The 10,369-nt window shown below is 65.2% G+C and carries 8 protein-coding genes and 1 pseudogene; 5 read left to right on the plus strand and 4 right to left on the minus strand.

Annotated elements, in window-relative coordinates:
- Positions 1–292 (plus strand): annotated as a pseudogene (locus tag AC5IJH_RS17815) (flagellar filament capping protein FliD); the annotation flags it as partial.
- A gap of 5 nt (positions 293–297) precedes the next feature.
- Positions 298–765, plus strand: coding sequence for a flagellar export chaperone FliS (locus AC5IJH_RS17820; RefSeq protein ID WP_491904175.1), 468 nt, complete (start codon positions 298–300; stop codon positions 763–765).
- A 172-nt stretch (positions 766–937) separates the two neighbouring features.
- Here AC5IJH_RS17820 and AC5IJH_RS17825 read toward each other — a convergent pair whose 3' ends face one another.
- A complete protein-coding gene (locus tag AC5IJH_RS17825) occupies positions 938–2,704 on the minus strand; it encodes an ABC transporter ATP-binding protein (protein WP_491904176.1) in 1,767 nt (588 codons plus the stop codon).
- 321 nt (positions 2,705–3,025) lie between these two features.
- Between AC5IJH_RS17825 and AC5IJH_RS17830 the strand changes: the two genes are divergently transcribed.
- Genes AC5IJH_RS17830 through AC5IJH_RS17840 form a run of 3 tightly spaced genes read left to right on the plus strand, consistent with a single transcriptional unit; the run spans position 3,026 to position 6,566 of the window.
- The gene (locus tag AC5IJH_RS17830) at positions 3,026–3,370 is read left to right on the plus strand and encodes a phosphopantetheine-binding protein (RefSeq protein WP_491904177.1); all 345 of its coding nucleotides are present in this window, start codon (positions 3,026–3,028) and stop codon (positions 3,368–3,370) included.
- A 2-nt stretch (positions 3,371–3,372) separates the two neighbouring features.
- Entirely contained in the window at positions 3,373–4,584 is a 1,212-nt protein-coding gene (locus AC5IJH_RS17835) for a beta-ketoacyl-[acyl-carrier-protein] synthase family protein (protein WP_491904178.1), read from the plus strand.
- Positions 4,585–4,643: 59 nt separating this feature from the next.
- Complete coding sequence (locus AC5IJH_RS17840; RefSeq protein ID WP_491904179.1) at positions 4,644–6,566, plus strand: CocE/NonD family hydrolase; 1,923 nt, start codon at positions 4,644–4,646, stop codon at positions 6,564–6,566.
- Here AC5IJH_RS17840 and AC5IJH_RS17845 read toward each other — a convergent pair.
- The 3 genes from AC5IJH_RS17845 to AC5IJH_RS17855 all read right to left on the minus strand — a co-directional run.
- Entirely contained in the window at positions 6,544–7,569 is a 1,026-nt protein-coding gene (locus AC5IJH_RS17845) for an NAD-dependent epimerase/dehydratase family protein (protein WP_491904180.1), read from the minus strand. The genes AC5IJH_RS17840 and AC5IJH_RS17845 overlap by 23 nt on opposite strands.
- A gap of 5 nt (positions 7,570–7,574) precedes the next feature.
- The gene (locus AC5IJH_RS17850) at positions 7,575–8,795 is read right to left on the minus strand and encodes an aminotransferase class I/II-fold pyridoxal phosphate-dependent enzyme (RefSeq protein ID WP_491904181.1); all 1,221 of its coding nucleotides are present in this window, start codon (positions 8,793–8,795) and stop codon (positions 7,575–7,577) included.
- Positions 8,796–8,942: 147 nt separating this feature from the next.
- The coding region (locus AC5IJH_RS17855; RefSeq protein WP_491904182.1) for an outer membrane beta-barrel protein at positions 8,943–10,369 on the minus strand (1,427 nt) is incomplete at its 5' end.

Genomic DNA, 10,369 nt, shown 5'->3' on the forward strand with positions numbered 1-10,369 from the left:
TTTTTTTCAGAACAGCAACGGCTTTGGGCTGAACCTCGCACATGCGGTGAGCGGGGCCGGCACGACCACGCCCAAAGGATTGCTGAGCCGCGCCAGCGAGGCCAACACCGCCGTGGAGACCAGCCTCAACAGCACGATCAGCATCATCGACGCGCGCGTCGCGACGCAAAAGACGACGCTGACAAACCAACTGAACCGGGCCAACCAGACCCTGCAGGAGATTCCGCTCCAGCTCAACCTGGTCAATGAAATCTACTCTGCCGTCACGGGCTACAACCAGAAGGGATCGTAACCGTCATGCGTCACTATCACCAGGCCGCCATCGAAAGTGCCAGCAGTGTTCAACTCGTCGTCGCCCTCTATGACGGACTGCACCGCTTCCTGCTCCAGGCCGCCGCAGCGTCGGAAGCCGGGGACACGCCTGCGCGCCGGGACGCCGCACGCCGCGCGCTCGGCATCATCATTCACCTCCAGTCCACGCTGCGCATGGACCAGGGCGGCCAGTCGGCCGAGCACCTCAGCGACTTCTATGTCGCCATCTTTGCGGATATCCTGCGCGCCTCGGCTGCCGCGTCGAGCACCATCTTTCGCAACACGGCACGCGAGGTGCGGAATGTTCGCGAAGCTTGGCAGGTGGTCGCCCAGGATCCCACCGTCGCTGCGTCCGTCCCCCGCGATCTGCAGACTTGGGCAGAGCAGGCTGGCGCGCCTGTCGCAATCCGCCCGCCTGCGGGCTCCGATGCGGCTCCGGCCTGGATCGCCTGAGTTGATCGCCTGAGTTGATCGCCTGAGTCGATCGCCTGAAGCGATCCATGACAGGTGCCCGAGACGGATCAACGGCCCCGACCTCGCGCAAAGAAGAAAAGCGCCGCTCCATCGGGGCGGCGCTCCTTCGATTGCGTTAAGCAGCACTTCAGCTGCGATCGCGCGTCGCTTCCTAGCCGGTGACCGCCAGCTCTTCTTCCAGCAGCTGCTTCTCGTAAAGCCCGGCGTAGAAGCGTCCCCGGTTCAGCAGCTCTTCATGCGTTCCCAGCTCGGCAATGCGGCCATCCACCAGCACGGCAATGCGATCCGCATGCCGCACCGTCGAGATGCGGTGCGAGATAAAGATAGTCGTGCGGTCGCGCATGATCTCCCGCAGCCGGCGCAGGATCGTCTCTTCCGTGTACGTATCCACGCTGGCCAGTGCATCGTCGAGCACTAGAATCGCGGGATCGCGCACCACCGCGCGCGCGATCGCGGTCCGCTGCTTCTGACCGCCCGAAAGCGTCACCCCGCGCTCGCCGACCGCCGTATCCAGCCCGTGCGGAAATTCCTCGAACTCCTTGCGGATGTGGGCCGCCTCGGCAGCCGCAAGCACCTGTTCCTCGCTCGCTTGCGGCGCGCCCAGCGCAATGTTCTCGCGGATGGACTCGCTGAACAGGAACGTCTCCTGCGGCACAAACCCGATGTTCGCGCGCAGCGTTTCGAGCGGATACTCGCGAATCGGGCGACCGTCGATCAGCACCATGCCCGGCTCCGCGTCATAGAGCCGCGCCATCAGGCTCACCACTGTCGATTTGCCCGATCCCGTCGGTCCCACCAGTGCCAGGCTCGTGCCCGCCGGAATGTCGAGCGAGATGTCATGCAGCACCTCGACTGGCTTGCCGCTCGTGTCGGTGTAGGAGAAGCTCAGGTGTCGGAACTCGATCCGGCCTTCAAGCCGCGTCTCTGGCCCCAGCGCGCGGTTCGCCGCCGCATCATCGATCGTCGGCTTCTCCGTCATCAACTCGTCGATGCGGATCACCGATGCCGTGCCACGCTGCACCAGGTTCACCACCCAGCCGAGCGCGATGATCGGCCACGTCAGCATCACCATGTACGTGTTGAACGCGACAAACTGACCGACCGAGAGCTGGTGCGAGAGCACCTCGTGGCCGCCCACCAGCAGCGTGATCGCAAGCGAGAGACCGAGGATGAATTCAAGCGTGGGCCACAGCATGCCCATCAACTGCACCAGCCGCAGCCCGCGCCGCACATTCTCGCGATTCGCCGCTTCGAACGACTTGATCTGCGGCTCCTCCTGTGCGAACGCCCGGATCAGCCGTGCGCCGGAGAAGTTCTCCTGCGCCTGCGCTGAGATCTCCGAGAACATCGCCTGGATGCGCTCGAACCGGTCGTGAATCTTGCGCCCCATGGTCTGGACCAGCACGCTCGCGAGCGGCAGCGGCACCAGCGCCACCAGCGTCAGGAACGGGCTCATGCGCAGCAGAAAGAACACCGCGCCGATCGAGAACAGGACCGTGTTGGCGCTGTACATGATCGCCGGCCCCAGCAGTTGGCGCACTGCGTTCAGATCGTTCGTCATGCGCGCCATGATGTCGCCGGTGCGATGCTCGGCGTAGTAGCTGGCCGGCTGCTCCTCCAGGCGGCGGAAGAGGTCGTTGCGCAGGTCGAACTCGATCTCGCGCGAAATGCCGATGATGATCCAGCGCGTCAGGAAGAGGAAGACGCCCTTCGCCGCGGCCACCAGCACGATCAGCTCGGCGTAGTGCAGCACCTTCTGCTGCGTTACGCCCTGGTTCAGTGCGTCGATCGCCCGGCGGATCACCTGTGGCAGCAGGATCCAGATCGCATTGGACATCACCACCGACACGCCGCCCCAGAAAAACGAGCGCCGGTAGCGCTTCAGGTAGGGCACCAGCGGTCGTAGTTCGCGGATCATTGATTCGTCCTCTGGTCGTGGTTCATATCTATATCCTGCGGCCCCGCGTCATCCTGCGTCCGCTGTCTTCGGACCGGCTTCCGCCTTTGCTCAGTAGACTCACTGCTGCGCTGCTCCCTCGGTCCTCTTTCACGCGGAATCGATTGCCTGCATCATCCTCAGCTCATCGCGCGAGCAGAATGTAACGGGGAACGACAATCAGCGCCGTGCAGAATTTGGCCGCAAACCGCCACTTTCAGCATAACTCTCCAGCCCTGCCCGGGTGCCTATCCGCAGGGCCTTCATCGCGCCTACAGCGTTTGAGGGTAGAATGACGATTCCATGAATCAGCGCTGGAGGAAATCTCTGGCTCACGGCACGCCAACCTGTGTCGTTGGCCACTTGCAGCGGGCCCCATTTTTGCTTATGTCAGAATCCACTCAGGATCGTGTCCTCAAGGTCATCGCGAACACCCGGCGAATCCCAGTCGCATCGGTCCGCCCGGACAGCACCTTCGAAGAGCTCGGCATCGACTCGCTCGATCGTCTCAACATCCTCTTCGATCTCGAAAGCGAGTTCGACATACAGATCGATGATGAAGAAGCCAAAAAGGTGCAGAACATCCCGCAAATGATCGCAGGAATCGAGCACCTGCTCGCCCTCAAGTCCGGCTCCTCGGAAGCCTGAGAGTGCCCCGCGTCGTCATCACCGGGATCGGCGTTATCAGCGCCCTTGGCCTCACCCGCGATGCCTCCTGGCAGTCGCTGGTCGAAGGCCGCTGTGGCATCCGCAACGTCGATCACCCGGACTTCGAGACCATCCGCTTCAAGCACGCGGCTAACGTCGTAGGCTTCGACGCGGAGCAGCACCTGCCGGCGAAGGATGTGCTCCTCATGGATCGCTTCGCGCAGTTCGCGGTCGTCGCCGCGCGCGAGGCGGTCGCCCAGGCTGGCATCGAGTTCACGCCGCAGATGCGCGCACAGGGCGCCATCGTCACAGGCTCGTGCATCGGCGGCCGCGCGGCAGAGGAGCAGGGCTATCGCGAACTTTTCTTGCACCGCCGCAATCGCGTCCACCCGCTCACCATCCCGCTCGGCATGAGCAACGCCGGCACCAGCCACATCTCCATGCACTTCGGCATCCAGGGCCCGGCGTGGACCGTCTCGACCGCCTGCGCCTCGTCCGCGCACGCCATCGGTCAGGCCTTCCATATGGTTCGCTCCGGTGCAGCGCCCATCGCGCTCGCCGGCGGCAGCGAAGCCCCGCTCTACTACGGCAACCTGAAGGCCTGGGAGGCGATGCGCGTCATCAGTCGCGACACCTGCCGGCCATTCTCGGCCGACCGCACCGGCATGGTGCTCGGCGAAGGCGCAGCCATGCTCGTCCTGGAGCCGCTCGAGGCGGCTCTCGCGCGCGGCGCACGTCCCATCGCGGAGATCGTCGGTTTCGGCATGTCCGCCGATGCGCAGCACATCACGCAGCCCTGTCCTGAGGGACCCGCCCGCGCCATGCGCATGGCGCTCAACGATGCCGGCCTCGCCCCGGAGCAGATCGGCTACATCAACGCCCACGGCACCGCGACCGATGCGAACGACCGCACCGAGACCGCCGCCATCCGGCTCACCTTCGGCGCGCATGCGGACCGGCTCGCCATCAGCTCGACCAAATCCATGCACGCCCACACGCTGGGCGCCGCCGGTGCGATCGAGGCTGCAGCCTCCGCATTGGCGCTTGCCAACGGCATCCTTCCCCCGACCGCGAACTTCACCACGCCCGACGCAGCCTGCGATCTTGACGTGATCCCGAACACCGCGCGCATCGCATCCGTCGAGGCCTGCCTGTCGAACTCGTTCGCCTTCGGCGGCCTCAACGCCGTGCTCGCGCTCCGCAAGTTCTCCTGAGCGCCGCGCACCCTCCGCGCCGCACCGCTGCTATGCTTGGCTCCCCAACAGGAGAGCTCATGACCTCACGCCGCTCGTGGTCTGTCCGCTTGTGCTTCGCCGTCCTGCTTCTCGCCACACCCCCAGTTGCGGCTCGTGCTGCTGAGCCCGTCGTTGCGCTCGCCTACTCCGTCACTATCGCGAAAGACATCATGATCCCCATGCGCGACGGTGTCCGCCTGGCCGCGGATATCTATCGTCCGTCCAAAGACGGCGTTGCCGCAGAGGGTCGCTTTCCTGCGCTGCTCATGCGCACGCCATATGACAAGGCACTGCGTGCGCCGTCGTTCGCCAGCTACTTCACAACACGCGGCTATGTCGTCGTGGTTGAGGACGTGCGTGGCCGCTACCACTCAGAGGGGCATTGGCGGCCGCTCACCGACGACCCAAACGACGGCTACGATACCGCGAAGTGGATCGGCCAGCAGCCCTGGTCCGACGGCGGTATCGGCACGCTTGGCACGTCCTACGAGGGCGGCACGCAGCATGCGCTCGCCATCGCCGGCGCGCCGGATGTGAAGGCGATGGTTCCGCTCTTCGCCATGTCGGACTACGGCCAGTACGGCGTGCGTCACCAGGGCGCGTTCGAACTGCGCTGGGTCAACTGGGTCTTCTCCATGGGCGACCCCAGCGGCACGCCGAACAAGGTGGCTGCCGCACGCGCCGCAGCCACGCCCGATGCAGTCCCCGCGCTCGCCGACCTCAGCCAGCATGTGCCCGAGTACGTGGACGCGCTGCCATTGCGCCCCGGCACCACGCCGCTCAAGTTCGCGCCCGACTATGAGCGCTGGCTCGTCGAAGCGATGCGTCACAGTGACTACGACGACTTCTGGAAGGATGCCGGAGCCGACGTCACCGCGCACCTCGCCGAGTACAAGGACGTGCCCGTCTACCACGTCACCGGCTGGTACGACTCCTGGACGCTGCCGGTCGCCAACCTCAACTACCCGCTGCTCCACAGCGCCAAGAAGAGCCTGCAGCGCCTCATCGTCGGGCCGTGGACACACAGCCGTCCGAACGCCAGCTTCGCCGGTGATGCGCAGTTCACGCCCGATGCGGCCATCGACCTCAACGGCTTCGAACTGCGCTGGTTCGATCGCTGGCTCCGCGGCATTGACAACGGCGTCGACCGTGAGCCGCCTGTGCGCCTCTACATCATGGGCGGGGGCGATGCGCACAAGACTCCCGAAGGTCGCGTCTTCGTCGGTGGCCACTGGCGCGATGAGCAGGAGTGGCCGCTCGCACGCACGGCCGCGACCCCCTACTACCTCCACGCCGAAGGCCTGCTCTCACCCGACAAGCCCACCGCGCACGCGTCGCTCAGCTACAGCTTCGACCCGCATCACCCCGTGCCGACACTCGGCGGCAACAACTCCTCGCAGGGGCCGCTCTCGACCGCCGGCGCCACCGATCAGCGCTGCACCGCCGAGGTCCGCCTCTGTCACGACACGCTCCCGCTTGCGACGCGCAACGACGTGCTCGTGTTCGAGACGCCACCGCTCGAACGTGATGTCGAAGTCACCGGCCGCCTGCTCGTGAAGCTGTGGGCCGCATCCGACGGGCCAGACACTGACTTCACCGCGAAGCTCGTCGATGTCTATCCGCCGAACGCAGACTTCCCCGCGGGCATCGATCTGAACATTGGTGACGGCATCGTGCGCGCTCGCTATCGCAACTCGCTGGCGAAGCCGGAGATGCTCTCACCCGGCAAACCAGCCGAGTTCACCATCGAGCTGTATCCCACCTCGATCGTCTTCCAGAAGGGCCATCGCATCCGGCTCGACATCTCGTCCAGCAACTTTCCACGCTTCGACGTCAACCCCAATACGGGTGAGCCGCTAGGTCAGAACCGCCGCGCCCGCATCGCGGAGAACAGCATCTATCTCGACCCCGAGCATCCGTCGCACATCGTGCTGCCAATCATCCCTGCGGCGCAGCCGTAGCCTGCGCTCGCACCCACTCCGCGGAACGTGCAATGCCCTCGGCGAACGACACCGCAGGTGCAAAGCCGAACTCCTCGCGCGCTCGCGCTACTGGGAACTCCTGGTCGCGCCCCAGCAGGTGTACGGCATGCTGCGTCAGCAGCGGTCGGCCGGGTAGCGGTAGCCCGCGGTACGGCAGCTCCATCGCCCGCGCCGCCGCCATCGCCGCTGGAAAGGGAAGCGACAGCCAGGGCCGCGGCAGCCCGAGCGCATCCGCCAGCGCATGCACGTACCCGCGCCAGGTTACGTTTGTTTCGTCGGACAGGTTGTACACGCGGCCAAGCGTCGCCTCGCTGGCCGCCGCTGCCATCATCGCCTCTGCCACGTTGTCGACGTAAGCGAAGCCGCCCCGTTGCCGGCCACCGTCCACCAGCAGCATCGAGCGTTGCCTCAGCAACTCTGCTACATCCGTGACGAATGCCTTGCCGCGCGGACCGTAGATCGTCGCCGGCCGCACCACCGTCACGCGCAGTCCATGCTCCCGCTGCGCACGCCACGCCGCCTGCTCGCCCAGGATCTTCGTCCGGTTGTACGGCAGCCCCACATCGCGCATCGCGCCGCTCTCATCGCACACCACACGTGGATAGCCGTAGACATCCGTCGTGCTCACATGCAGAAAGCGGGCCAGTTCGGGCTCGCGCACCGCCGCAGCCAGCAGGCGCTCCGTTCCGGTCACATTTGCCGATTGAAACACCGCGTCCGGCGCCCAGTCGGTCGACGCCGCCGCGCAATGGTAGATGATCCTGGTGCCCCGCACGGCTGCAGAGAGCGCACCCTCGTCGTTCAGATCCCCGCGCACCACGTCGATGTTGACTTGCGACAGGTGCCGCAGGTCGGCCTGGGCGCGCGCCAGGATGCGGACGCGCTCGCCTCGCACGGCCAGAAGCTCCACCAGGCGTCCACCCAGAAAGCCGCTGGCTCCCGTCACCAGCACGGTGGCGCGCTCTGCTTGGGACGCTGCCACGGCCGCTAGTTCGCCAGCTTGCCGAAGACGTCAAGCGCGTACTGCAGATGCTCCCGCGTATGCGCTGCCGTGACGCACAGCCGCAGGCGCGCAAGACCCTGCGCCACCGCCGGGAACATTACCGGTGCGGCCAGCACACCGTGGTCGCGCAGCCGCCGTGCCAGCATCGCCGTTGCCGTCTCGTCGCGCAGCACCACCGGCACTACTGCCGTCTCCGATAGCCCGGTGTCGTAGCCCAGCGCCTGCAGCCCCTTGCGCAGGAACCGCGCGTTGTTCTGCACGCAGGCCACCCGGCCCGGCTCGTCGCGCAGCACAGCAAATGCTTCCACGATCGCCGCCACCGATGAGGCATTCATCGCGCCGGAGAAGATGTAGGGCGACGAGGCATGCTGCAGGTAGATCGCCAGCTGCCGCGAGCACGCGACGAAGCCGCCGTTCGAGGGGATCGACTTGGCCAGCGAGCCGGTCCAGAGGTCGACGTCGCTGCCATCGATCCCGTAGTACTCGTCCGTGCCGCGACCCGTCGCCCCAATTGTGCCGGTGGCATGCGCCTCGTCCATCAGCAGAAAGCAACCGAACTCCTTCTTGACTTCAATAAGCTCCGGCAGCAGGCAGATGTCGCCGTCCATCGAAAACACGCCGTCGCTGATCAGCAGCGTGCGGTTGGCCGGGTTGCCGCCGCGGATCTCCCGCCGCAGGCTGTCCATGTCGTTGTGCCGGAATCGCTGCACCGGCACGCCGGCCATCTTGCAGGCGTCGAGCAGGCTCCTGTGGCAAAGCTCGTCCATGATCACCCGGTCGCTGGCACCGAACAGCGCACTGATCACTCCGACGTTCGCCATGTAGCCGGAGCTGTAGGTGACGGCCGCCTCCGTGCCTTTGTACTCAGCGATCACCCGCTCCATCTCCCGATGCAGATCGAGCGTACCGGTCAGCAGCCGCGCCCCGCCGGTGCTGGTGCCGTACTTCTGCAGCGCCTCTACCGCCGCCCGCTCCACCCGCGGATGCCCGTTCAGGCCGAGGTAGTCGTAGGACGAGAGCAGCAGCATGCTGTGGCCGTCCGCTGTCACCATCGGCCCGGAGCGGCCCTGCAGCGGGATCTGGAACGGATACGCGTCAAACGAGCAGGCCAGTGCTGTGGTTTCGAACAGACGCCGTGCCCGCGAGTCAAGTAGCTCGTTCTTCTTGAAGCTCCACTTGGTCTCCCGCGAAAAAAAACTCGTCAAACATCTCGCCAGAAGAGGAAGGGAACGACTTGGTCGGCACGTCAGGAATGGAGACCGCTGGTTTGTCCATGTGTGAGGACCGATTCTAGAGGAAAGGGTTGGGGTTGCCTAGCGAGGCCGGACCCCCCGCCCTGCGCGTCCGGCAGCCTACCGGCTGATGCGCAGCGCGAACTGCGCCACGCGCGGGTCCGTCACTGTGCTTGTGATGCTGCCAAATGCGGCGGAGCCGAAGCTGCCATTTGGTTGCGCAAATGCGGGTGTGTTCGTCGCGTTGAAGAGCTCTGCGCGAAACTCGATCTGTGCCCGCTCGGGCAAGGAGAAGTGCTTCACCAGCGCGAGATCGAGATCGCGATACGCCGGCCCGCGTACCGGGTTGCGTGATGCATTGCCCAGCACGAAGCGTCCCGCTGTCTGAAAAGCGGACGTGTTGAAGAAGCGCTGTGGCGTGCGCTGGTTGGCGGGCAGGGAAGTACGCCCCTTGAGGAAAGGCCGCTGCAGCACGAACCCCGCGAACGCATTGTTGTTCGTCGTCTGCGTCACCGTCACCGGCGCGCCCGACTGCACGGTCACGATGCCGTTCAGGTCCCACCCACCCAGCACCGCCTCGGTCCATCCATGCGATGCGAAGCTGTGCCCACGGCCTGCAGGCAGCGAGTACACCGCACTCGCTGCAATCACATTCGGCGTGTCCCCGGTCGACGCATCCCGTTCCAGGTACGGCCGATACGTGTCTGCGGCGACCAGGCTGCTCGAGTTCGGCGACGACAGCACGGTCGACGAAAACACCGACGACGCATCGTCGATCAGCTTCGAATACGTGTAGCTGAACAGCAGCGTCAGCCCGTGGCTGGTGCGCTGCTCCACCTTCGCCTCGAGCGCGTTGTAGTTTGTAGTACCGCTGTTGTGACGATAAAGAGCGACATTCTGGAACCGCGGATACGGCTTCAGCAATTGCGCCTCCGCTACCGTCTTTCCGCCGATGGGGCTCGATGTCGGAAGCTGCCCGTAGTAAGGGTTCGGCACCTGCTTGGTCAGCGCATTGCCCAGCGTGAGCTGCTCTACCGTGAGCTGGTTCAGGTTCGCATCCGGAATCCCCACGTGCACGATGTGCGACCCCACATAGCCCACATCGAACGACAGGTTCTGCGTTAGCGAGTGCTGTACGGCCAGGTTCCACTGCTGCGAATAACCGGACCCAGCATGACGATCCACCGTGTACACACTCTGCCCCAGTCCCGCATCCGGCGTCAGCGGAATCGGATTCACGGTCGGCCCATGTGACAACGCAAATGCTGCATTGATGCTGTCCTGTGTGCGCTGCTGCACGTTCTGAATGAACGGAAACTGCGGCGTCGTGAACGGGGTTGTGATGCCCGACTGATCGATGAACACGACACCGTAGCCCGTCCGCACCACCGTCCTCGGCGTCAGCAGGTACGTCAACCCAAGGCGTGGCGCCACATTGGTGTAGTGCAGCTCGCGCGCCGCGTCGGGGTAGCCGTTCTGCCCCAGGTAGTCCAGCCGCTGTGTCGCCAGGTTGAACACCGCGCCCTGGTTGTTCTTCTCCGTCGACG

Source organism: Candidatus Dedyshia acidiphila (assembly GCF_051025295.1).
Taxonomy (GTDB): Bacteria; Acidobacteriota; Terriglobia; order Terriglobales; family Acidobacteriaceae; genus KBS-83.